Annotated in this window: 25 protein-coding genes and 1 pseudogene; 12 read left to right on the plus strand and 14 right to left on the minus strand. The window is 69.8% G+C overall.

Annotated features, from left to right (window positions below; translation table 11 throughout):
• Window positions 1-12: 12 nt before the first annotated feature.
• Complete coding sequence (locus tag ACS5PM_RS31625) at window positions 13-1,035, plus strand: TRAP transporter substrate-binding protein (protein WP_439392080.1); 1,023 nt, start codon at window positions 13-15, stop codon at window positions 1,033-1,035.
• 23 nt (window positions 1,036-1,058) lie between these two features.
• The gene (locus ACS5PM_RS31630) at window positions 1,059-1,451 is read left to right on the plus strand and encodes a methylglyoxal synthase (protein ID WP_439392082.1); all 393 of its coding nucleotides are present in this window, start codon (window positions 1,059-1,061) and stop codon (window positions 1,449-1,451) included.
• Here ACS5PM_RS31630 and ACS5PM_RS31635 read toward each other — a convergent pair.
• Both ACS5PM_RS31635 and ACS5PM_RS31640 read right to left on the minus strand, forming a co-directional pair.
• On the minus strand, window positions 1,448-2,722 hold the full coding sequence (locus ACS5PM_RS31635) for a 3-deoxy-D-manno-octulosonic acid transferase (RefSeq protein WP_439392084.1): 1,275 nt from the start codon (window positions 2,720-2,722) through the stop codon (window positions 1,448-1,450). The genes ACS5PM_RS31630 and ACS5PM_RS31635 overlap by 4 nt on opposite strands.
• A gap of 43 nt (window positions 2,723-2,765) precedes the next feature.
• Window positions 2,766-4,154, minus strand: a complete 1,389-nt coding sequence (locus tag ACS5PM_RS31640) for a phosphomannomutase/phosphoglucomutase (protein ID WP_439392085.1) — start codon at window positions 4,152-4,154, stop codon at window positions 2,766-2,768.
• A 174-nt stretch (window positions 4,155-4,328) separates the two neighbouring features.
• Between ACS5PM_RS31640 and ACS5PM_RS31645 the strand changes: the two genes are divergently transcribed.
• From ACS5PM_RS31645 to ACS5PM_RS31660, 4 genes are read left to right on the plus strand one after another with little or no spacing between them, the layout of a single operon-like run.
• Window positions 4,329-5,843 carry an AlkA N-terminal domain-containing protein gene (locus tag ACS5PM_RS31645; protein ID WP_439392086.1) on the plus strand — a complete coding sequence of 505 codons (1,515 nt, stop codon included), beginning with the start codon at window positions 4,329-4,331 and terminating at the stop codon, window positions 5,841-5,843.
• The gene (locus ACS5PM_RS31650) at window positions 5,840-6,394 is read left to right on the plus strand and encodes a methylated-DNA--[protein]-cysteine S-methyltransferase (RefSeq protein ID WP_439392087.1); all 555 of its coding nucleotides are present in this window, start codon (window positions 5,840-5,842) and stop codon (window positions 6,392-6,394) included. Before ACS5PM_RS31645 ends, ACS5PM_RS31650 begins: the two co-directional genes overlap by 4 nt.
• Window positions 6,391-7,311: a DMT family transporter gene (locus tag ACS5PM_RS31655; protein WP_439392088.1), complete on the plus strand. Its 921-nt coding sequence runs from the start codon at window positions 6,391-6,393 to the stop codon at window positions 7,309-7,311. The genes ACS5PM_RS31650 and ACS5PM_RS31655 overlap by 4 nt, the downstream gene beginning before the upstream one ends.
• Before the next feature lie 10 nt (window positions 7,312-7,321).
• Window positions 7,322-8,068 carry an MgtC/SapB family protein gene (locus tag ACS5PM_RS31660; protein WP_439392089.1) on the plus strand — a complete coding sequence of 249 codons (747 nt, stop codon included), beginning with the start codon at window positions 7,322-7,324 and terminating at the stop codon, window positions 8,066-8,068.
• A 139-nt stretch (window positions 8,069-8,207) separates the two neighbouring features.
• On the opposite strand, the gene ACS5PM_RS31665 is transcribed toward ACS5PM_RS31660, so the two are convergent.
• Complete coding sequence (locus tag ACS5PM_RS31665; protein ID WP_439392090.1) at window positions 8,208-8,867, minus strand: peroxiredoxin; 660 nt, start codon at window positions 8,865-8,867, stop codon at window positions 8,208-8,210.
• Window positions 8,868-9,061: 194 nt separating this feature from the next.
• Here ACS5PM_RS31665 and ACS5PM_RS31670 point away from each other — a divergent pair, with 194 nt between their 5' ends.
• Window positions 9,062-9,658 (plus strand): hemerythrin domain-containing protein, encoded by a 597-nt coding sequence (locus tag ACS5PM_RS31670; protein ID WP_439392092.1) that lies wholly within the window; start codon window positions 9,062-9,064, stop codon window positions 9,656-9,658.
• Window positions 9,659-9,670: 12 nt separating this feature from the next.
• Here ACS5PM_RS31670 and ACS5PM_RS31675 read toward each other — a convergent pair whose 3' ends face one another.
• Window positions 9,671-10,351: a TetR/AcrR family transcriptional regulator gene (locus ACS5PM_RS31675; protein WP_439392093.1), complete on the minus strand. Its 681-nt coding sequence runs from the start codon at window positions 10,349-10,351 to the stop codon at window positions 9,671-9,673.
• 163 nt (window positions 10,352-10,514) lie between these two features.
• On the opposite strand from ACS5PM_RS31675, the gene ACS5PM_RS31680 reads away from it, so the two are divergent.
• The 4 genes from ACS5PM_RS31680 to ACS5PM_RS31695 all read left to right on the plus strand — a co-directional run bounded on the left by ACS5PM_RS31680 (window position 10,515) and on the right by ACS5PM_RS31695 (window position 17,773).
• Window positions 10,515-11,765: an efflux RND transporter periplasmic adaptor subunit gene (locus ACS5PM_RS31680; RefSeq protein ID WP_439392094.1), complete on the plus strand. Its 1,251-nt coding sequence runs from the start codon at window positions 10,515-10,517 to the stop codon at window positions 11,763-11,765.
• Between the two features lie 167 nt (window positions 11,766-11,932).
• The gene (locus ACS5PM_RS31685; RefSeq protein ID WP_439392095.1) at window positions 11,933-15,163 is read left to right on the plus strand and encodes an efflux RND transporter permease subunit; all 3,231 of its coding nucleotides are present in this window, start codon (window positions 11,933-11,935) and stop codon (window positions 15,161-15,163) included.
• A 10-nt stretch (window positions 15,164-15,173) separates the two neighbouring features.
• A complete protein-coding gene (locus ACS5PM_RS31690) occupies window positions 15,174-16,610 on the plus strand; it encodes an efflux transporter outer membrane subunit (protein WP_439392096.1) in 1,437 nt (478 codons plus the stop codon).
• A gap of 374 nt (window positions 16,611-16,984) precedes the next feature.
• Complete coding sequence (locus ACS5PM_RS31695) at window positions 16,985-17,773, plus strand: hypothetical protein (protein WP_439392098.1); 789 nt, start codon at window positions 16,985-16,987, stop codon at window positions 17,771-17,773.
• A gap of 340 nt (window positions 17,774-18,113) precedes the next feature.
• Here the strand turns inward: ACS5PM_RS31695 and ACS5PM_RS31700 are convergent, their stop codons facing one another.
• The 3 genes from ACS5PM_RS31700 to aqpZ form a co-directional block, all read right to left on the minus strand.
• On the minus strand, window positions 18,114-18,389 hold the full coding sequence (locus ACS5PM_RS31700) for a hypothetical protein (RefSeq protein ID WP_439392113.1): 276 nt from the start codon (window positions 18,387-18,389) through the stop codon (window positions 18,114-18,116).
• Between the two features lie 99 nt (window positions 18,390-18,488).
• The gene (locus ACS5PM_RS31705) at window positions 18,489-18,710 is read right to left on the minus strand and encodes a DUF1161 domain-containing protein (RefSeq protein ID WP_439392099.1); all 222 of its coding nucleotides are present in this window, start codon (window positions 18,708-18,710) and stop codon (window positions 18,489-18,491) included.
• A gap of 9 nt (window positions 18,711-18,719) precedes the next feature.
• Window positions 18,720-19,451: an aquaporin Z gene (gene aqpZ / locus ACS5PM_RS31710; protein ID WP_439392100.1), complete on the minus strand. Its 732-nt coding sequence runs from the start codon at window positions 19,449-19,451 to the stop codon at window positions 18,720-18,722.
• Window positions 19,452-19,573: 122 nt separating this feature from the next.
• Between aqpZ and ACS5PM_RS31715 the strand changes: the two genes are divergently transcribed.
• A complete protein-coding gene (locus ACS5PM_RS31715; protein WP_439392102.1) occupies window positions 19,574-19,873 on the plus strand; it encodes an antibiotic biosynthesis monooxygenase family protein in 300 nt (99 codons plus the stop codon).
• A 134-nt stretch (window positions 19,874-20,007) separates the two neighbouring features.
• On the opposite strand, the gene fghA is transcribed toward ACS5PM_RS31715, so the two are convergent.
• The 7 genes and pseudogenes from fghA to ACS5PM_RS31750 all read right to left on the minus strand — a co-directional run.
• Window positions 20,008-20,847: an S-formylglutathione hydrolase gene (fghA, locus tag ACS5PM_RS31720; RefSeq protein ID WP_439392104.1), complete on the minus strand. Its 840-nt coding sequence runs from the start codon at window positions 20,845-20,847 to the stop codon at window positions 20,008-20,010.
• A 13-nt stretch (window positions 20,848-20,860) separates the two neighbouring features.
• Window positions 20,861-21,967 (minus strand): S-(hydroxymethyl)glutathione dehydrogenase/class III alcohol dehydrogenase, encoded by a 1,107-nt coding sequence (locus tag ACS5PM_RS31725; protein WP_439392105.1) that lies wholly within the window; start codon window positions 21,965-21,967, stop codon window positions 20,861-20,863.
• 61 nt (window positions 21,968-22,028) lie between these two features.
• Entirely contained in the window at window positions 22,029-22,424 is a 396-nt protein-coding gene (locus ACS5PM_RS31730) for a VOC family protein (RefSeq protein ID WP_439392106.1), read from the minus strand.
• Window positions 22,421-22,591: pseudogene (locus ACS5PM_RS31735) on the minus strand (alpha/beta fold hydrolase); the annotation flags it as partial. The pseudogene ACS5PM_RS31735 and the gene ACS5PM_RS31730, both read right to left, overlap by 4 nt.
• A gap of 115 nt (window positions 22,592-22,706) precedes the next feature.
• On the minus strand, window positions 22,707-23,600 hold the full coding sequence (locus tag ACS5PM_RS31740) for an HpcH/HpaI aldolase/citrate lyase family protein (RefSeq protein WP_439392108.1): 894 nt from the start codon (window positions 23,598-23,600) through the stop codon (window positions 22,707-22,709).
• A gap of 5 nt (window positions 23,601-23,605) precedes the next feature.
• Entirely contained in the window at window positions 23,606-24,256 is a 651-nt protein-coding gene (locus ACS5PM_RS31745; RefSeq protein WP_439392109.1) for an alpha/beta hydrolase, read from the minus strand.
• Window positions 24,257-24,267: 11 nt separating this feature from the next.
• On the minus strand, window positions 24,268-24,649 hold a 382-nt coding region (locus tag ACS5PM_RS31750), incomplete at its 5' end, for an electron transfer flavoprotein subunit alpha/FixB family protein (RefSeq protein WP_439392111.1).

The raw sequence follows: 24,649 nt of genomic DNA on the forward strand, positions 1-24,649 counted from the left end.
AGGAGACAAACCGTGAATCTCAACCGCCGCCATCTCGCCGCCGCTGTCGCGCTGACCCTGGCCGCCGCCACGCCGCTCGCCGGCTTTGCCGCGGACATCAAGCCCCGCCTCATCCGCTTCGGCTACGGCCTGAACGAGCAGAGCAACCAGGGCCGCGCGGTCAAGGTCTTCGCCGACGCCGTCGAGAAGGCCTCGGGTGGAAAGATGAAGGTGCGCGCCATAGGCGCCGCGGCCCTGGGGCCGGACACCCAGATGCAGCAGGCGCTCATCGGCGGCGCCCAGGAGATGATGGTCGGCTCGACCGCCACGCTCGTCGGCATCACCAAGGAGATGGCGCTGTGGGACACGCCCTTCCTGGTGAACAACGGAAAGGAGGCCGACGCGCTGCTCGACGGCCCGGTCGGCCAGAAGGTCATGGCCAAGCTGCCCGAGAAGGGGCTGGTCGGCCTGGCCTACTGGGAGAACGGTTTCCGCAACCTGACCAACTCCAAGCACCCGGTCAACAAGCTGGAGGACCTGAACGGCATCAAGCTGCGCGTAATGCAGAACAACGTCTTCCTCGACAGCTTCAAGACCCTGGGCGCCAACGCCGTGCCCCTGCCTTTCTCGGAGCTGTTCAGCGCGCTGGAGACCGGCACGGTCGACGGCCAGGAGAACCCGTTCAACACGATTCTCTCGAGCAAGTTCTACGAGGTGCAGAAGTACCTCTCGGTGACCAACCACGTCTACAGCCCGTGGATCGTGCTGGTCAGCAAGAAGTGGTGGGACACGCTGTCCAAGGACGAGCAGAAGATCCTGATGGACGCCGCCGCCGCCAGCCGCGACTACGAGCGCAAGGACACGCGCGACGAGGCCGGCAAGGCCCTGGCCGAGCTCAAGGCCAAGGGCATGCAGATCAACGAACTCAGCCCGGCCGAGACCGCCCGCATGCGCGACAAGCTGACCCGCATCAACGCCGGCGTCGCGGCCAACGTGGGCATGGACCTGTGGAACGAGACCCAGGCCGAGCTGGCCCGCATTCGTACCTCGAAGTAACCGCCGGTCGCCACAATCGGGGCATGGAAACCGAAACTCATCGCCCCCGCGTCGCCCTGATCGCCCACGACCACAAGAAGGACGACATGGTCCGGCTGGCGCGCGAGTTCCGCGACGCGCTCGCCGGCTGCACCTTGATGGCCACCGGCACCACCGGAGGCCGGTTGAAGAACGAGGTCGGCCTGCAGGTCGAGTGCCTGCTCAGCGGCCCGATGGGTGGCGACCTGCAGATCGGCGCCCGCCTGGCCACGGGCGAAGTGGACGCGGTCGTGTTCCTGCGCGACCCGATGACGCCCCAGCCGCACGAGCCGGACATCAACGCCCTGGTGCGGGCGTGTGACGTCCACGACGTGCCGTGCGCGACCAACCTGTCGAGCGGGCGCATGTTGCTCCGCGCCCTCTTGGGATCGGCCTAAGGCAGAAGCGCCAGGATGCGCGCAGCCATGCGGGCCGCGGCGCCGCGGTGCTCGGCGGCCAGGCTCTCCCCGGCGGCCGAGGCGCGCTGGATCGCCGGCGCATCGGCCAGCAGCGCCTGCGCGCGTTGCAGCGCCTCGGCCCAGTCCGCGACCGGCCACGCCGCCCCGGCATCCAGGGCCAGCCTGGCCGCCTCGGCGAAGTTGAAGACCGAGGGCCCCAGCAGCATCGGGCAGCCGCAGGCCGCGGCCTCGATGAAGTTGTGGGCACCGAAGGGGCGGAAGCTGCCCCCCTGCAAGCCCAGGTCCGACAGGCCGTAGTACAGCGCCATCTCGCCCAGCGTGTCGCCCAGCCAGATGTCGGCCGAGGCCTCGTCGGACGCCGGGCCCTGCTCCGCCCACTGGCTGCGCCGGCTGAGCGAGAAGCCACGTGCGGCCGCCAGCGCTGCCACCTCTTCGAAACGCTGCGGATGCCTGGGCACCACCAGCAGCAGCGGACGCGGTGCAGGCCACGCGAGCCAGGCCTCGAACAGCTCCGCCTCTTCGCCCTCGCGCGTGCTCGCGGCCACGACGATGGGCCGCTGCAGTCGCGCCCGCCAGGCGCGACCGAGACCCAGCTGACCGGCATCCGGCTTCAGGTCGTACTTGAGGTTGCCGCAGACCTCGACCCTGGCGACACCGAGCGTGCGCAGGCGGCGCGCGTCGGCTTCGGTCTGCGCCAGCGCCAACGCCAGCGACTGCCCCGCCGGATGCAGCAGGGCCGACAAGCGCCGGCCCTTGGCGGCGCTGCGTTCGGACAGGCGCGCGTTGGCCAGCACCATCGGCACCCCGGCCCGCTTCGTCTCATGCAGCAGGTTGGGCCAGACTTCGGTCTCCATCAGCACGCCGATCGCGGGACGGTGCCGATGCAGGAAGCGGCGCACCGCGCCCGGCGTGTCGAAAGGCAGCCAGGCCTGGTGGTCGCCGGGCTTCACGAGCGCGGCTCCGGCGGCACGGCCGGTGGCGGTGCCGTGGGTCAGCAGCAGCCGAAGATGCGGTTGCTGTAGACGCAGCGCATCGATCAAGGCCGAGGCAGCGCGCGTCTCGCCGAGCGACACCGCATGGACCCACAGCGCCGACGGCGACGCTCGGCCCACGCCATGCCCCAGCCGCTCCTCGATGGCCTGGCGATAGCCCGGCTCACGCCGGCCGCGCCACCACAGCCGCGCGAGATACAGCGGCGTGGCCAGGCGCAGCAGGCTGGAGTAGGCGGCGCGCGCAAGCGCCTTCTTCATGGCGGCCCGATCGGGGCAGCGTCAAGCCACCCGGCCCATCGGATCAATGTGCCGCGGCAGCGAACTGCGCGTCGGGCTTGACTTCGCGCAGCGCGGCCATGAAGTCGCGCTCGATGCGGTGCAGCGCCTCGGGGGTGTGGCCCTCGAAGCGCATCACCAGCACCGGGGTGGTGTTGGACGCACGCACCAGGCCGAAGCCATCCTTGTAGTCGGCGCGCAGGCCGTCGATGGTGCCGATCTGGGCGCCGGGGAACTTGGCCGTCTCGCGCAGCTTCTCGATCACCGCGTGCGGCTCGCCCTCGGCGCAGGGCACGTTGAGCTCCGGCGTGCTGAAGCTGGTGGGCAGGCCGTTGAGCACCGCGCTCGGGTCGTCCGAACGCGACAGGATTTCCAGCAGTCGCGCTGCGGTGTACATCGCGTCGTCGAAACCGTACCAGCGCTCCGAGAAGAAGATGTGGCCGCTCATCTCGCCGGCGATCGGAGCACCCGTCTCTTTCAACTTGGCCTTGACCAGCGAGTGACCCGTCTTCCACATCATCGGCTCGCCGCCGTGGGCGCGCACATCGGGCGCGAGGCGCTGGCTGCACTTGACGTCGTAGATGATGGTGCCGCCCTTGACGCGGCTGAGGATGTCCCGCGCGAAGAGGATCAGCTGGCGGTCGGGGTAGATGATCTGCCCGTCCTTGGTGACCACGCCGAGGCGGTCGCCGTCGCCGTCGAAGGCCAGGCCCAGCTCGGCATCGGTGGCGTGCACGACCTTGATGAGGTCGGCCAGGTTCTCGGGCTTGGAGGGGTCGGGATGGTGGTTGGGGAAGTCCCCGTCGACCTTGGAATACAGGTCGATCACCTCGCAACCCAGCGCCTTCAGGATCGCCGGCCCGGTGGCGCCCGGGATGCCGTTGCCCGAATCGACCACGATCTTCATCGGCCGTGCCAGCTTGCAGTCGCTGGTGATGCGGGTGCCGTACTCGGCGATCACGTCCATGCTGGCGATGCGACCCTTGCCCGTGGCGTAGTCCTCGGCCTCCATGCGGCGCCGCAGGCCCTGGATCTCCTCGCCGTAGATGGCGCGGCCGGCCAGCACCATCTTGAAGCCGTTGTAGTCCTTGGGGTTGTGGCTGCCGGTGACCTGGATGCCACTGGAGCAGCCGTGCTTCGAACGAGTGGCGGCGACGTAGTAGACGATGGGCGTGGTGACGGCGCCGAGGTCCACCACGTCCAGGCCGGTGGAGGCCAGGCCGCGCATCAGCGCCACGGCGAGCCCCGGGCCCGACAGGCGGCCATCGCGGCCCACGGCCACGGCCTTTTCGCCGGCCTTGAGCGCCTCGGTGCCGAAGGCGCGGCCGAGGTGCTCGGCGAACTGCTCGTCGAGCGCCTGCCCGACGATCCCCCGGATGTCATAGGCCTTGAATGCGGATGCTGCAACCTTCATGCTTGAGTTCTCCTTGGCGGCGGGATTGTAGGCAGGCGGCGTTTCGTGGCCGTTACCTTTGGGCCCCCTGGCAAGCAGGGCTCGTGCCGGGGGCGGAGAGGGCCCGCAGGTCCGCTTCAGGAACAGGTCCGAAAACGGCCAGACGCGGGGGATGCGGCGCCTATGATGGCCGCCATGGACACCGCCCCGACCCATGCGATCACCCAGGATGCGGACGCCGCCTACCGGGTGCTGCAGACGCACGACGCACGCTTCGATGGCCGCCTGTTCGTCGGCGTGACCTCCACCGGCGTCTACTGCCGGCCGGTCTGCCGAGTGCGCCTGCCCAGGCGCGAGAACTGCCGCTACTTCGGCAATGCCGCGAGCGCGGAGGTCGCGGGCTTTCGCCCCTGCCTGCGCTGCCGGCCGGAACTGGCGCCGGGGCTGGCCGTGGCCGATTCGTCGCAGGCGCTGGCGCGTGCCGGCGCTCGCCTGATAGAGCACGCGGTGGCGCAAGGCCATGACATCGCCCTGCCGGAGGTGGCGCGCCGCCTGGGCGTGACCGACCGGCATTTCCGCCGCGTCTTCCAGGCCGCGCACGGCGTCAGCCCGATGGACTGGCTCGCCACCCAGCGCCTGCTGCTGGCCAAGCGCCTCCTGACCGACACCGAGTTGCCGGTGACCGGCGTTGCGCTGGCCAGCGGCTTCGCGAGCCTGCGCCGCTTCAACGCGGCCTTCGTGGAGCGCTACCGTCTCTCGCCCACCGCCCTGCGCCGATCGGCGAACAGCCATGAAGCGCAGCGCAACGAACCGGTCACCGTGCGCCTGGCCTGGCGCCCGCCTTACGACGCCGAGGCCATGCTGGCCTTCCTCGCGGCCCGGCCATTGCCGGGCGTCGAGGCCGTGCAGGCAGGCACGTGGCGGCGCACTCTCGCCTTGACCGACGCGCGGGGCCAGCGCCACGCGGGGTGGCTCGCGCTGCGCTTCGATGCCGAGGCGCACCAGGCCTGCGCCACCGTCAGCCCCAGCCTCGCGCCGGTGCTGGGCGCGGTCATCGAGCGCTTGCGCCATCTGCTGGACCTGGACGCCGAAGCCGCGACCATCGATGCCGCGCTGTCGGCGCTGCCGTTGCCCTTGCGGCCCGGCCTGCGACTGCCCGGTTGCATCGATGGTTTCGAGACGACCGTTCGCATCATCCTCGGGCAGCAGGTCACCGTCGCCGCGGCCTGCACGCTGGCGGCCCGTCTCGTCGCGCGCTTCGGCGAGGCTGTCGCCACGCCGTTTGGCGGCCTGACGCACCTGTTTCCCACGGCCGAGGCGCTGGCCGCAGCCTCGGCCGAGGACATCGGCACGCTCGGCATCGTGCGCACGCGTGTCGCTGCCATCCAGGCCCTGGCGCGGGCGGCCGCCGAAAGCCGTGTCGACCTGAGCCCCACCGCGCCGATGGACGAGACGCTGGCCGCCTTGCGAGAACTGCCGGGCATAGGCGCGTGGACCACCGAGCTCGTCGCCCTGCGCGTGCTCGCCTGGCCGGATGCCTTCCCGGCCAGCGACATCGGCGTGCTGCGCGCCCTGGGCGTGGCGAGCGCGGCCGAAGCTTCGTCCCACGCCGAAGCATGGCGGCCGTGGCGCTCGTACGCTGTGATGCAACTGTGGCATTCGCTGGCGGCCACGCCGGCGCGGCCCACCACCGAAGAGGTCCCCGCATGAATTCCCTCCGACTCGATTCGCTCCTCGTCGCCCAGGCCACCCTCCCCAGCCCCCTGGGGCCGACGCTGCTGGCCGCCACGGCCCGTGGACTGGCCGGCTGCTGGTTCAGCGACCAGGCGCACCATCCCGGCTTGCTGGCCGCGCCCGAGGATGCAGGCGACCCCTTCATCGCCCAGGCCGCGCGCGAATTGGCCGCGTACTGGCAGGATGCCGCCGGAACGCGCTTCCGCGTGGCGCTGGACCCGCAGGGCACGCCGTTCCAGCAGGCGGTCTGGCAGGCGCTTCTCGACATTCCCTGCGGCGCGACCAGCACCTATGCCTCGCTGGGGCGCGCGCTGGGCAGGCCCCAGGCCGGCCGCGCCGTCGGCACTGCGGTGGGCCGCAATCCGCTGAGCATCATCGTGCCCTGCCATCGCGTGCTGGGCAGCGACGGCTCGCTCACCGGCTATGCCGGCGGCCTGCCGCGCAAGCGGGATCTGCTGGCCCGCGAGGGCCGGCCATCGACGGCGATACTTCGTGCCACCCGAACGCTGGAGGCCCTGCCCGCATGAAGCCGCGCGACCTGATCGAACTGCTGGTCCTGGCGGCCATCTGGGGGGCCTCGTTCCTCTTCCTTCGCATGGGTGCCGGGGAGTTCGGGCCGATCGCGCTGGCGGGGCTGCGAGTCATCGGCGCGTCGCTGTTCCTGCTGCCCATCCTGGCCCACCGCGGCGAATGGCCGGCGCTGAAGGCGAACTGGCGCGCCATCGCCCTCGTGGGCATCGCGAACTCCGCCCTGCCCTTCCTGTGCTTCAGCTACGCGGCGCTGGCCATCACCGGCGGCCTGTCGTCGATCTTCAACGCCACCACGCCGCTCATGGGTGTGCTGATCGCCTGGGCCTGGCTGGGCGACAAGCCCGGAGGGCACAAGATGGTGGGCCTTGCAATCGGCTTCGCCGGCGTGCTCTGGCTGGCCTGGGACAAGGCGAGCTTCAAGCCGGATGCGAGCGGTGCCAGCAGCGGCCTGGCGGTGCTGGCCTGCCTGGCGGCGACGCTGATGTACGGCCTGGCGGCCAGCATGACCAAGCGCTGGCTCACCGGCGTGCCGCCGATGGCGCTGGCGGCCGGCAGCCAGCTGTCCGCCGCCATCGTGCTGCTGCCGCTGGTGCTGTGGCGCTGGCCCGACGTGCCGCCGAGCGGCCACGCCTGGGGCGCGGCGATCGCCCTGGCGCTGCTGTGCACCGGGGTCGCCTACGTCCTGTTCTTCCGGCTCATCGGGAACATAGGGTCGACCAATGCCCTGTCGGTCACCTTCCTCATCCCGGGCTTCGCCATCGCCTGGGGCGGGCTGTTCCTGGGCGAGGCAGTCAACGCGACGATGCTGGTCGCTTGCGCCGTGGTCCTCGTCGGCACTTCGCTCGTCACCGGCGTGTGGCGGCCGCGCATCGGGAGCCGCGCCGGCGTCGAGACCCGCGATACCGCGGGATGACAATGCGCGGATGCTGACCCCCGACTGGCTTGCCGGCTTCTGGTCGCCCTCGGCGCTCGAGGTCAACGCCGTCGTCTTCCTGAACCTGCTGGGCGCCCTGGCGCTCGGGCTGCTGGTCGGCTACGAGCGCTCGTACCACGGCCGTGCGGCCGGCATGAGGACGTACGGCATCGTCTGCATGGCCTCGGCCGCGCTGACCGTGTTCGCCGGCTATCCCGACCACTGGTATGGCGGCGGCCATGCCACGGTGCTCGGCGTGATGGATCCGACGCGCGTGGTGCAGGGCATCGTCACCGGGGTCGGCTTCCTCGGCGCCGGGGTCATCATGAAGGAGGGGCTGAACATCAGCGGCCTCACCACAGCGGCCTCGATCTGGGCCTCCTGCGCGATCGGGGTGCTGGTGGGCATAGGCTTCTACGGCGCCGCCATCCTGCTGGCCCTGCTGTCAGCGGCGCTGATGATGTGGGGATCGCGCATCGAGGGCAACCTGCCCTCGCGCCATGCCATCGCCGTCCAGGTGCGCTTCACGGCTGGCTATAGGCCGACGGAAGCGATCGTGTCCGGATGGGCCGCCTCCAGCGGCTACGAACTGGCCCGGGGCTCGATCACCATCAGCGGCGACCCCGAGCAGATCGAATGGCGCTTCGTCGCCGTCGCCGTGACCACCTCGCGGGCGGCATCCCTGCCGCAGATCGCCGAGGTGCTGGCCGGCCGCGCCGAAGTAGAACGCTTCCAGCTCTCCCACGCCAGAAACTAACGGCCCCGCTCCTTGGAGCGGGGCCCTTCACGGGCGTGCGCGGATCCGGCTCTGCCGGTCCGCTCGAGGCGAGCCCCAGAGAACCGAAGGGTCCCTTCGTGACCCTGGGGGCAGCCCCCGGTAGGGGGCGTGGGGGCCCTTATTTAGGTTGCTTGACGACGCGAAGGTAGGGCTTCACGGTCTTCCAGCCTTGCGGGAAGAGCGTCTTGGCGTCTTCGTCGGACACGGAGCCGGCGATGATCACGTCCTCGCCCTGCTTCCAGTTCGCGGGGGTGGCGACCTTGTGGGCGGCCGTGAGCTGCATCGAATCCAGGACTCGCAGCACTTCATCGAAGTTGCGGCCGGTGGTCATCGGGTAGGTGAGCATCAGCTTGATGCGCTTGTCCGGGCCGATGATGAAGACCGAACGCACCGTCGCGTTGGTGGCCGCGGTGCGGCCGGCGGAGGTGCCGGGCTCTTCGGCAGGCAGCATGTTGTAGAGCTTGGCCACCTTCAGGTCGGTGTCGCCGATCATCGGGTACTTGACGGCCGCGCCTTGCGTCTCCTCGATGTCGTGGGCCCAGCGCTCGTGGTCTTCCACCGGGTCGATGGACAGGCCGATCAGCTTGGCGCCGCGCTTCTTGAACTCCGGCTCGATCTTGGCCATGTAGCCGAGCTCGGTGGTGCACACGGGCGTGAAATCCTTGGGATGCGAGAACAGTACCGCCCAGGAATCGCCGATCCACTGGTGGAAGTCGATCGGGCCTTGGGTGGTTTGCGCCGTGAAGTTGGGCGCGGTGTCGTTGATGCGCAGGGACATGTGGAAGCCTCCGTCTCGATCGGGCCCCACGAAGGCAGGGCCGGACCGAAGATCGTAGCGCTTATGGCCGCCCAGGGGTTATGAGGGAAGCGCCCATGCTGCTGCGTGGCCGGCGCGCGCTGGCTTGATCTGCGGCAAGGCCGGTGGCGAGCCCGGATGCGAACCTTGGCCAAGTCATCTGACGGGAACATTCCATGACGGCCGCCACCTTGCGAATCCTGCACGAAGAGCACGCTGCGCTGGCAGCCATGCTGCGCTCCATCCTGCTGCTGCTCGCCCAGGCCACGCGAGACCGTACGGCGCCGGATTTCGGCGCGCTGCGCTCCATGCTGTTCTACGTCGACGAATTCCCCGAGAAGCGCCACCACCACAAGGAATCGACGCTGCTGTTCCCGAAGCTGCGCCAGCGCACGGCCGAGGCCGGGGCGCTGCTGGACCGGCTGGACGAGGACCATGCCAAGGGCGAAGAGGCCATCCGCTCGCTGGAGCATGCCTTGCTGGCCTACGAAATGATGGGCGAAGCCCGGCGCGCCGCCTTCGACCAGGCCGCCCACCGCTACGTGGACTTCTACATGGCCCACATGCGGCTGGAGGAAGAGCAGATCCTGCCGCTGGCCGAGCGGGTGCTCACGGCCGAGGACTGGGCCGAGCTGGACGCCGCCTTCGGCGCCAACCGCGACCCGCTGACCGGCCATCCGCCGGAGGCCGAGTACCAGGCCCTGTTCAGCCGCATCGCCAACGCCGTGCCGGCGCCAATAGGCCTCGGCCCGGCAGCGAAGTCCGCCGCCTGAGCCCGACAAGCTTCAGCGCGCCTTCGATCGCTTGGTGGCCGGCGCGGGAGCCGGAGCTTCCGGCCAGGCCCGCATCGCCGCTTCGACCGTGGCCAGCAGCTGTGCCTTGGTCGCGCCGTCCTTGGCCTGGATCGACATGCCTCCGTAGACGGCACTGAACAGCCTCGCCAGCGAGGCTGCATCGGTGTCGGGAGGCAGTTCGCCCTCGCGCACGCCCCGTGCGATGCGCTCACGGATGCCCGCCTCCGCGGCGCTGCGCCGCTTGGCCATCGCTGCCTGGACGTGCGCCGAGGCCACCGTGCAATTCATCGTCGCCATGGCGACCATGCAGCCCTTGGGGTGCGAGGAGCGGGTCTGCTCATGCGCGGCTTCGCGCAGCAGGCGCTCGATCGCGCCGCGCGCCGTGGGCTCCTCGGCGAGCGCACGCGGGACGCCGCTGCCGGGCCCGTCGACATAGCGCTCGATGGCCTCCCAGAACAGGTGCTCCTTGTCGCCGAAGGCGGTGTACAGGCTGGGCGGCGTGATGCCCATTGCGCCGGTCAGCTCGGCGATGGTGGCGCCTTCGTAGCCGTATTCCCAGAACACGTGCATCGCGGCTTCGAGCGCGGCTTCGCGGTCGAAGGACAGGGGTCGTCCGCGTGCCTTGGTCGGCTTGTCCACGGGCTTGTCTCCGTCGTTCTTGGGGATGGACATGTCAGTTTCCTGGCAGCAAGTTTAATTCATAACGATCGATAGCTATTTCGATCATGGGGGAATTCCCTCGTGGCTACATTGCGTCCTCATTCCGTAGCGAGCGATATGGAATAAATGACAAGCGCCGGCTCGCGACGGGTCAAGACATCCCAAGGAGCACCCCATGAAGCCCGAATCCCCTGCCTCTTCCACCAAGCTGCCCTCCTCTCGCCGCCACGGCGTCTGGGCGGCCGGCGCCGCGCTGTCTGCGGTCGCCACCGCCGTGCTGGTCAGCTTCGGACTGCAGACCGGCGTGCAGGCCGACACGCCGCCCGCCGCACCGCCGGCCACGCCGGTCTCGGTGGCCACGGTCTCGCAAAGCACGGTCAACACCTGGGACGAGTTCTCCGGCCGCCTGGAGGCCGTGGAGCGCGTGGACATCCGCTCGCGCGTCGCCGGCGCCGTGCAGGCGGTGCACTTCCGCGAGGGCGCGCTGGTGCGCCAGGGCGACCTGCTGCTGACCATCGACCCGGCGCCCTACGAGGCTGAAGTCGCCCGTGCAGAAGCGCAGGTGGCGGCCGCCCAGGCGCGCCAGGCCTACACCGAAGGCGACCTCGGGCGTGCCCAGCGTTTGTGGGACGAGCACGCCATCTCCCAGCGCGACTTCGACGAGCGCGCCAACGCCCGCCGCGAGGCCGAGGCCAACCTCCGCGCCGCCCAGGCCACGCTGCAGAGCGCCCGCCTGAACCTCGGCTACACGCAGGTGCGCGCGCCGGTCGCGGGCCGCGTCGGCAAGCTGGAGATCACCGTCGGCAACCTGGTCTCGGCCGGCCCCGGCGCCCCGGTGCTCACCACGCTGGTCTCGGTGAGCCCCATCTACGCCAGCTTCGACGCCGACGAGCAGGTCGTGACCCGCGCGCTGCGCGGCTTGTCCTCCGGCGGCGGCAGCGCCCGCGGCTCGATCGAGAAGATCCCCGTGCGCATGGGGACGGCCGACATGGCCGACACGCCCATCGAGGGCCACCTGCAACTGGTGGACAACCAGGTCGACGCCCGCAGCGGCACGGTGCGCGTGAGGGCCGTGTTCGACAACGCCGGCGGCCAGCTCATCCCCGGCCAGTTCGCCCGACTGCGCCTGGGCCAGTCGCAGGCGCAGGAGGCCGTGCTCGTCAACGAGCGGGCCGTCGGCACCGATCAGAACAAGAAGTTCGTGATGGTGGTGGACCAGGACAACAAGGCCGCCTACCGCGAGGTGACGTTGGGCGCGCAGGTCGACGGCCTGCGCATCGTGAGCCGCGGCCTGCAACCCGGCGAGCGCATCGTCGTCAACGGCCTGCAGCGCGTTCGCCCCGGCGCTCTGCTCGCGCCGCAGCCGGTGGCAATGGACGCCAAGCCCGAAGTCGCCGCCGCGCGCGAAGCCGGCAAGCAGTCCTGAGCCCCCCAAGGAAATGACTGCGTCATTCCCGCCCCCAGGGATCAAGCCAAGTGGCAAAGCCACATTGGCTTGAGAGCGCCCCCAGCCCGACGACATACGTCGTCCGCCCCCCAAGGGGATTGAGTCAAGTGGCCAAGCCACATTGACTCAAGAGAAAGAACCAAGCCATGAACCTGTCCAAGTTCTTCATCGACCGGCCGATCTTCGCCGGCGTGCTCTCGCTGCTCATGCTCATCTCGGGCCTGATCGCGGTGCGCGGGCTGCCGATCTCGGAGTACCCCGAGGTCGTGCCGCCGCAAGTCGTCGTCCGCGCCAACTACCCTGGCGCCAACCCCAAGGTGATCGCCGAGACGGTGGCCACCCCGCTGGAAGAGCAGATCAACGGCGTCGAAGGCATGCTCTACATGGGCAGCCAGGCCACCACCGACGGCCTGATGACGCTGACCGTCACCTTCAAGCTGGGCACCGACCCCGACAAGGCCCAGCAGCTGGTACAGAACCGCGTCGCCCAGGCCGAGCCGCGCCTGCCGGAGGAGGTACGCCGTCTCGGCCTTTCCACCGTCAAGAGCGCGCCCGACCTGACCATGGTCGTGCACCTGCTCTCGCCGAGCGGCCGCTACGACTCGACCTATCTGCGCAACTACGCGCTGCTCAACGTCAAGGATCGCCTGGCCCGCGTGGCAGGCGTGGGTGACGTGGGCCTGTTCGGCTCGGGCGACTACTCCATGCGCGTCTGGCTCGATCCGCAGAAGGTGGCGCAGCACGGCCTTTCGGCGGGCGACGTGGTGAGCGCCATCCGCGGCCAGAACGTGCAGGCCGCGGCGGGCGTGGTCGGTGCCTCGCCGGGCCTGCCGGGCGTGGACCTGCAGCTCTCGGTCAACGCGCAAGGCCGCCTGCAAAGCGAGGAGGAGTTCGGCGACATCATCGTCAAGTCCGGTGCCGACGGCGCGGTGACGCGCCTGCGCGACATCGCGCGCATCGAGCTGGGCGCCTCCAGCTACTCGCTGCGTTCGCTGCTGGACAACAAGGAGGCCGTCGCGGTGCCCATCTTCGCCGCGCCCGGCTCCAATGCGATCCAGATCTCCGACAACGTGCGTACGGTGATGAAGGAGATCAAGGAGACCATGCCGGACGGCGTGGACTACGAGATCGTCTACGACCCCACGCAGTTCGTGCGGGCCTCGATCGAGTCGGTCGTGCACACGCTGCTGGAGGCGATCGCGCTGGTGGTACTGGTGGTGATCCTGTTCCTGCAGACCTGGCGCGCCTCCATCATCCCGCTGCTGGCGGTGCCGGTGTCCGTCGTGGGCACCTTCGCGGTCATGCACCTGGGCGGGTTCTCGATCAACGCGCTGAGCCTGTTCGGCCTGGTGCTCGCGATCGGCATCGTGGTGGACGACGCGATCGTGGTGGTGGAGAACGTCGAGCGCAACATCGAGGCCGGCCTCTCGCCGCGCGAAGCGACCTACCGCGCCATGCGAGAGGTCTCGGGCCCGATCATCGCGATCGCGCTGGTGCTGGTGGCGGTGTTCGTGCCGCTGGCCTTCATCAGCGGGCTGACCGGCCAGTTCTACCGCCAGTTCGCGATGACGATCGCGATGTCGACCGTCATCTCGGCAATCAACTCGCTGACGCTTTCGCCCGCGCTCGCCGCCCTGCTGCTCAAAAGCCACGACGCGCCGAAGGATGCGTTGACCCGCGGCATGGACAAGGTCTTCGGCCGCTTCTTCGCCGGCTTCAACAGGCTCTTCCGCCGCGGGGCCGAGGGCTACAGCGCAGGCGTCACGCGGGCCATCTCCCGCAAGTCGGTGATGCTGGGCCTGTACCTCGCGCTGGCCGCGGCCACCTTCGCGCTGTTCCACGTCGTGCCCAAGGGCTTCGTGCCGGCCCAGGACAAGCAGTACCTGATCGGCTTCGCGCAGCTGCCCGACGGCGCCACGCTGGACCGCACCGAGGACGTGATCCGCCGCATGAGCGACATCGTGACGAAGCAGCCCGGCGTGGACCATGCCGTGTCCTTCCCCGGCCTGTCGATCAACGGCTTCACCAACAGCGCCAACTCCGGCATCGTCTTCGCGACGCTGAAGGATTTCGACGAGCGCCCGGGCGCGGCCAACAGCGCAGGCGCCATCGCCGGCGCGCTGAACCAGCAGTTCCAGCAGATCCAGGACGCCTTCGTCGTGATCTTCCCGCCTCCGCCGGTGCAGGGGCTGGGCACGACCGGCGGCTTCAAGCTGCAGCTGGAGGACCGTGGCTCGCTCGGCTACGAGGCGCTGGACGGCGCGGTCAAGGCCTTCATGGCCAAGGCCCAGACCGCGCCCGAGCTGGCGGGCCTGTTCACCAGCTACCAGGTGAACGTGCCGCAGCTTTACGCCGACGTGGACCGCACCAAGGCGCGCCAGCTCGGCGTGGCCGTGACCGACATCTTCGAGACCATGCAGGTCTACCTCGGCAGCCTGTACGCGAACGACTTCAACAAGTTCGGTCGGACCTACTCGGTGCGAGTGCAGGCCGATGCGCAGTACCGAGCCAAGGCCGAGGACATTGGCCAATTGAAAGTGCGCTCGTCCACCGGCGAAATGGTGCCGCTTTCGGCGCTGCTGAAGGTCTCGCCCACGGTCGGGCCGGAGCGGGCCATGCGCTACAACGGCTTCCTCTCGGCCGACATCAACGGCGGCCCCGCGCCGGGCTATTCGTCCGGCCAGGCCCAGGACGCCGTCAAGCGCATCGCGGCCGAGACACTGCCGAAGGGCATCACCTACGAGTGGACCGAGCTGACCTACCAGGAGATCCTCGCCGGCAACTCCGCTGCGTGGGTCTTCCCGCTGGCCATCCTGCTGGTGTTCCTGGTGCTGGCCGCGCAGTACGAGAGCCTCACGCTGCCGTTGGCCATCATCCTGATCGTGCCGATGGGGCTGTTCGCCGCGATGACCGGCGTCTGGCTCTCGCGCGGGGACAACAACGTCTTCACGCAGATCGGGTTGATGGTGCTGGTGGGCCTGTCGGCGAAGAACGCGATCCTGATCGTGGAGTTCGCCCGCGAGCTGGAGTTCGCCGGCCGCTCCCCGCTGCAGGCGGCGGTGGAGGCCGCGCGGCTGCGCCTGCGCCCGATCCTGATGACCTCGCTGGCCTTCGTGATGGGCGTGCTGCCGCTGGTGCTGTCCACCGGCGCCGGCTCGGAGATGCGCCGCGCCATGGGCGTGGCCGTGTTCACCGGGATGATCGGCGTGACGGCCTTCGGCCTGTTCCTCACGCCTGTCTTCTACGTGCTGCTACGCCGGCTCGCCGGCAACCGTACCCTCAAGCTGCACGGCACGGTGCCGCATGTCGAGGCCTTCGCCGGCTCCGGCGGCTCGGTGAAGCCGGTCATCGCCGCGCCTAGGGCCGACCATGAGTGAGAACCACCCCATGACACACGCAATCGTTCGTCCCCTGCTTCCCCTGGTCGCGGCGCTGATCCTGGCCGGATGTGCCACCGCGCCCGGCGAGCCGTCGCACGCGATGCCCTCTACGCCGTCGGCGTTCAAGGAACAGCAGCTCGCCCCGGCGGACGGCCGCTGGACCGTCGCCCCGCCGGCTGAAGGAGAAGCGCGCGGCACCTGGTGGAAGTCCTTCGGCGACCCGGTGCTCGACGACCTCGTCGCCCGCGCCGAGCGCGACAGCACCAGCCTGCAACTGGCTGCGGCGCGCCTGGCGCAGGCACGCTCGCTCGTGCGCAGCGCCGATGCCGACCGCTGGCCCCAGCTCGGCGCCGCAGCGCAAGTGACGAGGCAAGGCGGCGCCATGGCGCAGGCGGCTGGCACCGCAGGCACGGTCGGCACTGTCAGCGCCACCTTGTCGTATGAGGTCGACCTCTTCGGCCGCATCGCCAAGGCCAGCGATGCCGCGCGGCTCGACGCGGCGGCCAGCGAGGCGCTGCTGCAGAGCACTCGCCTTCTCGTGCAGTCGCAGGTCGCCCAGTCCTACTTCGCGCTGCGGGCGCTGGACGCTGAGCGGCGCCTCGTGCGCCAGACCGTGGCTGCGTACGAGGAGACCGAGCATCTCGTCGATCGCCGCTACCGGGCCGGCGACATCGCCGAGCTGGACCTGGCGCGCGTGCGCTCGGAGGTCGCCGCGACGCGCTCGCAGGCGCTGGCGCTCGACCGGCAACGCGCCACGCTCGAGCACGCGCTCGCGGTGCTGGTGGGCGAGGTGGCCTCCGGCTTCTCGCTCGCCGAGGCCCCTCAGTGGGACGGCACCCTGCCCACCATCCCGGCCGGCGTGCCCGCAGCCGTGCTGGCGCGCCGTCCTGATGTGTCCGCCGCACAGCGCTCGTTGCTGGCTGCGCAGGCCCGGCTGGGCATCGCGCAGACGGCCTGGTTCCCCGACCTCGCCCTCACGGCCAACGGGGGCTACGCCTCGCCGGACCTCGGCGACCTGTTCAAGTGGTCGACCCGGGCATGGGGCGTGGGCGCGCTGCTGTCGCTGCCGATCTTCGATGGCGGCCGGCGTGACGCCGCGGTCGCGGGGGCGGCGGCGCAACTCGACGAGGCAGCCGCCGGTTATCGCGAGCAGGTGCTGGTCGCCTTCCGCGACGTGGAGGATGAACTCGCCTCGCTGCGCTTGCTGAACGATCAGGCCGACGCGGTGGGCCAGGCCGTCACCTCGGCCAGCCGCGCGACGGCTCTATCCGACTCGCGCTATCGCAACGGCCTGGTCAGCCAGCTCGAGCTGCTCGATGCGCAGCGCAGCGAACTGGCCAACCGGCGCCAGGCACTGCAAGTGCGGGCAGCTCGCTTCCAGGCGACCGTGGGGCTGGTGCGCGCGCTGGGCGGGGGATGGCAGGCGAACGAGGGCGGTGCCTGACCGATGCGCCTGGCGCCTTCGGATCGACGGCGCGCGCTTCGCTGAACCGCAGTGGTCACCGAGGGTACCGGGCACGCTGCAGCTTTACGCCAAGAGCTGTCAGCATGGTCCCCATCAGCCCACGTCACACCTCCAGCGCCCCGGCCGCTTCGCCATTGCCGGCAGCGGCCCGGAGCGTTGCGCCGCCGGCCTCAACTCCAAGCCCTGCGGCCAACCCCGACGGCCCACCCACACGGGGCTCGACGGCATCCGACATACCGCCCAGGACGTCGCTGGCCTCGCTTCCCCCGGACGTCCACCGCCACATCGGCCGGTTCCTGGATGCCCGGTCTGCGGTGGCCTTTGCCTCGACGAGCAAAGCCAATCACGGCGCCATGGCGGAGTTGACGGGCTACGGCCAGATCGGCCAGCTCTTTCCGTCCGTGGGGACGGCACGGACCGCGGCGGAGTTCGCGCACGGCTTCGGCCTGATTGGCGGGGCCGAACCCAGCAGCTTCCGCACCGAAGCGCTCCAGACACTCGCGCTGCGCTTCGTGGCCGCCCATGCGGCCATGCCACCGTTGGAGGCCCTGGCGGTCCGGGAAGCGCTCGTCGGCGCTCTGCAGAACACGCCCGCCTCGCCCGGCTCCGGCCGCGCCCTGGCCGCGGCCACGCATGCGGCATTCGAGACCGTCCGGCACATGACCCGTGCAGCCCACCAGCTCACCGAGGATCCCGGCAACGTGGCGCCGCAAGACCAGCAGCGGATGCTGCAGGAGTGCGAGGCAGTTCTCGAAGCGGCCACGCGAGACCACGTCGCCCTGAACAACGTCGTCAATGCCCACGGCCTCGCCACGCAGCGCGACACCATGACCCGGTTGGTGGACGAAAGCTTCGGCGAGACCTCGACGCCCCTGGTCATGCAGTTCGCGTCGATCATGATTCCGCTGCGCCTGGCCAAGCTCGAGGCCGGCAGCGTGGCCCCCGCCCACGTGGTGGGCCTGCTCACCCACCTGGCCGAGGCCGCGTCCCGGCCATCCAATCTGGCCGCCCTGCACGAAATGGAATGGGCGACGACGGCCGCAGGCAAGATCGAAGCCGCGCTGGATGCGCACGGCATCGACGCCGCCGACCACCCCGCGCTGCATGCGGCTTTGCGGGTCATCACCGCGCCGCCGGGTTGACTCAGCAGGACTCGGCGACCTGTTCAAGTGGTCGACCCGGCCGCGGGGCGCGGGCGCTCTGCTGTCGCTGCCGATCTTCGATGGCGGCCGGCGTGACGCCGCGGTCGCGGGGGCCGCGGCGGCGAGCGCCAACCCGTTCACCCTGGAGCTTGTCGGAGGGCCCCCTGCCCAGGTGTCTCGCCTTCGACAGGCTCAGGCCGAACGGTTGAGGGGGTGCTCAGGTCCAACATCACCGCTGCGTGCACCCTGGCCGATGGCATGGTGCGCGGTCGTCCCAGGTCAGACGAGAGAAGCACGTGGCCACGCCATGCGGAATTCTTCCATGCGCATCACCCTGGCGTCAGATCGGCCCATGCCCCGAGAGGTACGCGATGAGCGCCGCCAGGGCGAGCAGGCCGATGAGCTCCACGAAGAAGGCCGTGGAGCCTTCCGCAGAGCCCGGCTCGAGGTACCGCTCGCGCGGGAATCGGCCCAGCGAAGCCAGTCTGCAGATCGGCCAACCGATGGCCCAGCCTACGGTCTCGAAGCAGAGGTCCCACGCGAGCCACCAGAGGACTCTGAGGATACGCAGGACGACGGCCAGCGGAAAGCCGGTGAACTCGCCGGGTTCAAGCATGAGTCGGCGTGGCTTCAGCCTCCCGGACCGCGCGGGTCCGGATAGAGCTAGGCGTCATCCCGCCTGGACCACTGAAGGAGCCTCTCTCCTGTGCCGACTTCACTTCTTGCTGTAGACGATCTTCTTCGCGCCACGGTCGCAGGTGCCCACGACCTTGCGCTCGCCCGCCTGGTCGGCAGGCACGACCTCCAGCGAGTAGCCCTTGACTCCCTTGGCCTCCACCTTGGCGGTGATCTCCGCCTTCAGTTCTTCGCAGGACTTGGCCGCCAGGGCGTTGACCGAAACCGTGGCAAGGGCCACGCAGACAAGCATCGATTTCATGGAACGCTCCTAACGAGTAGGTTGGGCGGCAGCCGAGACGATGGCCGGGGACGCGCGCTCCTCGCTGCCGATGACCCGATAGATCGCTGCCCCGATCACTGCGCCGACGATGGGCGCCAGCCAGAACAGCCAGAGTTGAGCCACGGCCCAGCCCCCCACGAAGACCGCCACCCCGGTGCTGCGCGCCGGGTTGACCGAGGTGTTGGTGACCGGAATGCTGATGAGGTGGATCAGGGTCAGCGCCAGCCCGATGGCGATGGGCGCGAAGCCTGCGGGGGCCCTCTTGTCCGTGGCACCGAGGATGACGAGCAGGAAGAACATGGTCATGACCACCTCGGTGACCAGCGCGGCCAGCAAGGAGTAGCCGCCGGGCGAGTGAGCCCCGTAGCCGTTGGAGGCGAAGCCCTTCGAGACATCGAACCCCGGCGCGCCGCTGGCAATGACATACAGCACGCCGCCCGCCGCGATGGCGCCCAGCACCTGGGCCGCGATGTAGGGAGCGAGCTTGGAGGCGGGAAAGCGGCCGCCGGCCCAGAGGCCGACGGAGACGGCCGGGTTCAGGTGGCAGCCCGAGATGTGGCCGATGGCAAAGGCCATCGTGAGCACCGTCAGGCCGAAGGCCAGCGAGACGCCATGCAGGCCGATGCCCACGTTGGGAAAGGCCGCAGCGAGCACGGCACTGCCGCAACCGCCCAGGACGAGCCAGAACGTTCCAATGAATTCCGCACCGTATTGCTTCATCTCATCCTCCGTTAGTGGGGTGGCGCGATTGTGGAGGCAAGACGCCGGATTCCCAATGCCTGCGGCCACGGCATCGATGCCACCTAACATCGGTGATCCGACCGACCGCCCCAGGAGACCCCGTGATCCTCGAAATCGCCACCCTCGACATCCAGCCCGGCCGGGAGGCCGACTTCGAAGCCGGCGTGCGCCAGGCGACGCCGCTGTTCCTGCGCTCCAGGGGCTGCCACGGCCTCACGCTGCAGCGGGTGATCGAGCAGCCCTCGCGCTACCTGCTGATCGTGCGGTGGGAGACGCTGGAGGACCACACCGTCCACTTCCGCGGTTCGCAGGAGTTCCAGGACTGGCGTGGCCTGGTCGGCCCGTATTTCGCATCACCGCCGGCCGTGGTGCACGTGCAAGCTGTGGTAGAGGCTGAGTGATCCGGGCTCCCGGCCGGTCCGCCGATGTCCACCGTCCTGGGGGACAAGGCTGTGGATAAGCTGGGCGAGGCGCTTGCAAGCCCTTGATCCGCCGGGGCCGTCATCAGACTGCCACATTTCGTGGCACGTCAGGCTCAGCCCACCAGCGCTTCGGCGTGGTGCACCAGGTGGTCGGCGATGAAGCTGGCGATGAAGTAATAACCGTGGTCATAGCCGGCATGGCGCCGCAGCGTCAGCGGCTGGCCGGCGCGGACACAGACCTGCTCCAGTGCGTCAGTACTGAGCTGCTCGGCCAGGAACTTGTCCGACAGGCCCTGGTCGACGAGCACCGGCACGGTGCGGCCGCCGGCCTCGATGAGCGCCGCGGCGTCGTGCTTCAGCCACTGCCGGCGATCCGGTCCGAGGTAGCGCCCGAAGGCCTTCTCGCCCCACGGCACGCGCGAGGGCGCGCAAATGGGCGCGAAGGCCGAAACGCTGCGGAACAGCCCCGGGTGTTTCAATGCCAGGGTGAGCGCGCCGTGGCCGCCCATCGAATGGCCGAAGATGCCGACCCGGCCCGGCGCGCCGCCGAAGTGCTGCAGCACCTGCGGCAGCAACTCCTGGATCAGCCAGCTCTCCATGCGGAACCGGGCGGCCCACGGGGCTTCGGTGGCGTCGATGTAGAAGCCGGCGCCCTCGCCGAAATCCCAATCGGTCGTGGCGCCTTCGAAGCCCGTGCCGCGCGGACTGGTGTCCGGCGTCACGAGCATCAGCCCGTGCCGCGCGGCATGGGCCTGCGCGCCGGCCTTGATCGCGAAGGTCTCTTCAGTACAGGTCAGCCCCGCCAGGTACAGCAACACCGGCACCGGGCCGTCGGCAGCCTGCGGCGGCCGGTAAATGCCGAAGCGCATCGGCGCCCCGATCTGCGCGGACTCGTGCCGGTAGAAGCCCTGCACGCCGCCGAAGCAGGCGTGTTCGCTGAGCGTCTCGATCATCGACGTCGCTCCTTCAGAACAGCACGACGGAGCGGATCGATTCACCGCGCTTCATCAGCTCGAAGCCTTCGTTGATCTGCTCGAGCTTCAGGCGGTGGGTGATCAGGTCGTCGATGTTGAGCTTGCGCTCCATGTACCAGTCGACGATCTTCGGCACATCGGTGCGGCCGCGGGCGCCGCCGAAGGCCGAGCCCTTCCACACCCGGCCGGTCACCAGCTGGAAGGGCCGCGTGCTGATCTCGGCACCGGCCTCGGCCACGCCGATGATGATGCTCTGGCCCCAGCCCTTGTGGCAGCACTCCAGTGCCTGGCGCATCGTGGTGGTGTTGCCTATGCACTCGAAGCTGTAGTCGGCACCGCCATCGGTGAGCTGCACGATCGCGTCGACGACGTTGGGCACCTCCTTGGGGTTGATGAAGTGCGTCATGCCGAAGCGCCGGGCCATGGCCTCGCGCCCCGGGTTCAGGTCGACCCCGATGATCTTGTCGGCGCCGACCATCTTCGCGCCCTGGATCACGTTCAGCCCGATGCCGCCGAGGCCGAAGACGACCACGTTGGCCCCCGCCTCGACCTTGGCGGTGAAGATCACCGCGCCCACGCCCGTCGTCACGCCGCAGCCGATGTAGCACACGGTGTCGAAGGGCGCGTCCTCGCGGATCTTCGCCAGCGCGATCTCGGGAGCGACGATGTGGTTGCTGAAGGTCGAGGTGCCCATGTAGTGCAAGATGGGCTGGCCGTCGATCGAGAAGCGGCTGGTGCCGTCGGGCATCAGGCCCTTGCCCTGCGTCGCGCGGATGCGCTGGCACAGGTTGGTCTTGCGCGAAAGGCAGAACTTGCACTGCCGGCACTCCGGCGTGTAGAGCGGGATGACGTGGTCGCCGGGGCGCAGCGTGGTCACGCCCGGCCCTACATCCACCACCACGCCGGCGCCTTCATGGCCGAGGATGGCGGGGAACAGGCCTTCGGGATCCGCACCGGACAGCGTGTAGTAGTCGGTGTGGCAGATGCCCGTGGCCTTGATCTCCACCAGCACCTCGCCTTCGCGCGGGCCGTCGAGATCCACTGTCTCGATCGTCAGGGGGGCGCCGGCCTTCCAGGCGACGGCTGCTCTTGTCTTCATGGCTCGCTCCGCTTCGGTTCTGAATCGAAGCCGCGAGCATAGCCGCGCCCAACGCGCCGACTCAGGGCGCCAGCTCGGAGATCTCGATCAAGTTCAGGTCGGGGTCGCGAACGTAGACCGAGCGGATCCGGCCGGTGGCGCCGGTGCGCATCACCGGGCCTTCGATGATCGTCACGGCGGCGGCCTGCAGGCGCGCGATGACGTGGTCCAGCGGCACGCTGGCGATGAAGCACAGGTCCAGCGCGCCGGGCACCGGCGTGTGGGCCTTGGGTTCGAACTCCTGGCCCTTGAGGTGCAGGTTGATCTTCTGCTGGCCGAAGATGAAGGCCTTGCGCTCGACGGCCGGCGTGCCGCCGACGAAGGTCTCCAGCTGCATCCCCAGCACCTCGGTGTAGAAGCGGATGCAGGCCGCCTCGTGGGCCGTCGTGAGGACCAGGTGATCCAGGTGGTCGATCATGCGGAGCGCTCCCCTTGGAAGTTCGCGATGGCCCGCCACATCGCGACGGGGTTCGAGTACATCGGGAAGTGCCCGCAGGACGGGATCTCCGCCAGGCGAACCCCTTGCGCCTCGATGTGCTGCAGGTACGAAAGCGAAGCATTCTGCTCGCCGTACATGAACATCCGGCGAGATCAGGTGCACGGTGGGCGCGCTGCTGGCGCCCGACAACGTGGCGATGCGCCCGCTGGCGGAGAAGGTCGACGTGGTGACGATGGCCGTGGCGTGGAGCACGCAACGAGCTCACCCTTCATTGCCCGCGGCGCTCGACGCATTGCGCGATGGCGCCGGCCGCGACGCTACACGCAGGACGCGTCGCGCCTGAAGCACGACCGGCGCGTCGACCATGCGGCCATCGAGCTGCACCGCGGCGCCACCGGCCGCCTCGTCGGCCGCCACCACCCGCCTGGCCCAGTCGATCTCGACGGCAGTGGGCGCCAGCGCCTCGTGCACCCCTGCAACCTGCGCAGGGTGAATGCACAGCTTGGCGCCGAAGCCGAAGTTCAAGGCGCGGCGGGCGTCGGTGCAAAGACGCTCTTCGTCGCCGATGGACGTGGTGACGCCGTCGATGGCGCTCGCCAGGCGATACAACCGCGTCTGCATCGCCACCGCGAAGCGCAGCGGATCCAGCTCGCGCTCGTCCGGTGAACAGCGCAGGCCGGTGTCGGCCATGAAGTCGATGTGACCCACCACCAGGCGCAGCACGCCTTCGGAACCGGCGATGTCGCGCAGCGCCTCGAGCCCGCCAGCGCTCTCGACGAGCGGCAGCAGGGCTGCGCCGGGCAGCGCCTGGCGTACGGCCTCCAAGTCGACGGCGGACTCGGCCTTGGGCACCATCACGGCGACGGGAGTGGGTGCCAGCGCGGCGAGGGCGGCGAGGTCCTCGCGGCCGAAGGCCGTCGACGGGCCGTTGACGCGGATCACCACCGGCACGCCGGCGGAACGCAGCCCGCTCCATGACGCCAGGATGGCTTGGCGCGCGGCCGATTTGAGCTCGGCAGGCACGGCGTCTTCCAGGTCGACCACCACCGCATCGGCGCCGCTGGCCAGTGCCTTGGCGAAGCGCTCCGGCCGGTGTCCGGGCACGAAGAGCAGGCTGCGGGCCTCGGCGAGAGTGGCGTGATGGGCGGTGGGCATGAGGGTCAGGCAGAGGCGAGGTGAGACAGGACGAGCGAGCGCAACACGGGCAGCCGCCCGGTGAAGAAGTGGTCCGCGCCCGGCACGACGACCACGGGCTGAGAGTGCGGCCGCGCCCAGTCGAAGACCGCCTGCAAGGGCACGCGCTCATCGCGCTCGCCGTGCACGACCATCGCGTCTGGGATGCCCTCGGGCGTGTCGTAGCGGCGACCGCCGTCGACCTCGCCGGACGGCATGCCCGCCAGCACCACGCGTCGAGCCGGCGCGTCGGCGTCGGCCAGCGCACGCGCGACACGGGCCTGCACGAAGGCGCCGAACGAAAAGCCCACGAGCGCCAGCGGCTGCGGCGCTTGCATCTCACGCAGGGCGCGGCACAGCGCCAGCACATCCTGCGTCTCGCCGATGCCGCCGTCGTGGGTGCCGGCGCTGCTGCCCACGCCGCGAAAGTTGGGCCGCGCCACGAGCCAGCCGGCCTCGGCCAGGCCGCGCGCGAGGAACTGCGGGACCTTGTGCAAGGCATTCCCGCCGAGCAGCGGCTGGGGATGAGCGACGACTACCACGCCACGAAGCTGCGCTTTCGGCAGGTCGATCAGCACCTCGATCGGCCCGGCGGGGCCGTCCAGGAACTGCGCGCCGCCGAGCACCAGGTCGAGCACGTCGACTCCCTTCAGCCCAGCGTGCCGATCAGCTCGGGCACAGCCGTGAACAGGTCCGCCTCCAGCCCGTAGTCGGCCACGCTGAAGATCGGCGCCTCGGGATCCTTGTTGATCGCCACGATCACCTTCGAATCCTTCATGCCGGCCAGGTGCTGGATGGCGCCGGAGATGCCGCAGGCCACGTACAGCTGCGGCGCGACGATCTTGCCGGTCTGGCCCACCTGCCAGTCGTTGGGCGCGTAGCCCGCGTCCACCGCAGCGCGGCTGGCACCCAGCGCGGCGCCCAGCTTGTCGGCCAGCGGCGTGAGCACCTCATTGAACTTCTCCGACGAGCCCATCGCCCGGCCGCCCGAGACGATGATCTTGGCCGCCGTCAGCTCGGGTCGGTCGCTC

The organism is Ideonella flava (assembly GCF_051857595.1).
GTDB lineage: Bacteria > Pseudomonadota > Gammaproteobacteria > Burkholderiales > Burkholderiaceae_C > Ideonella.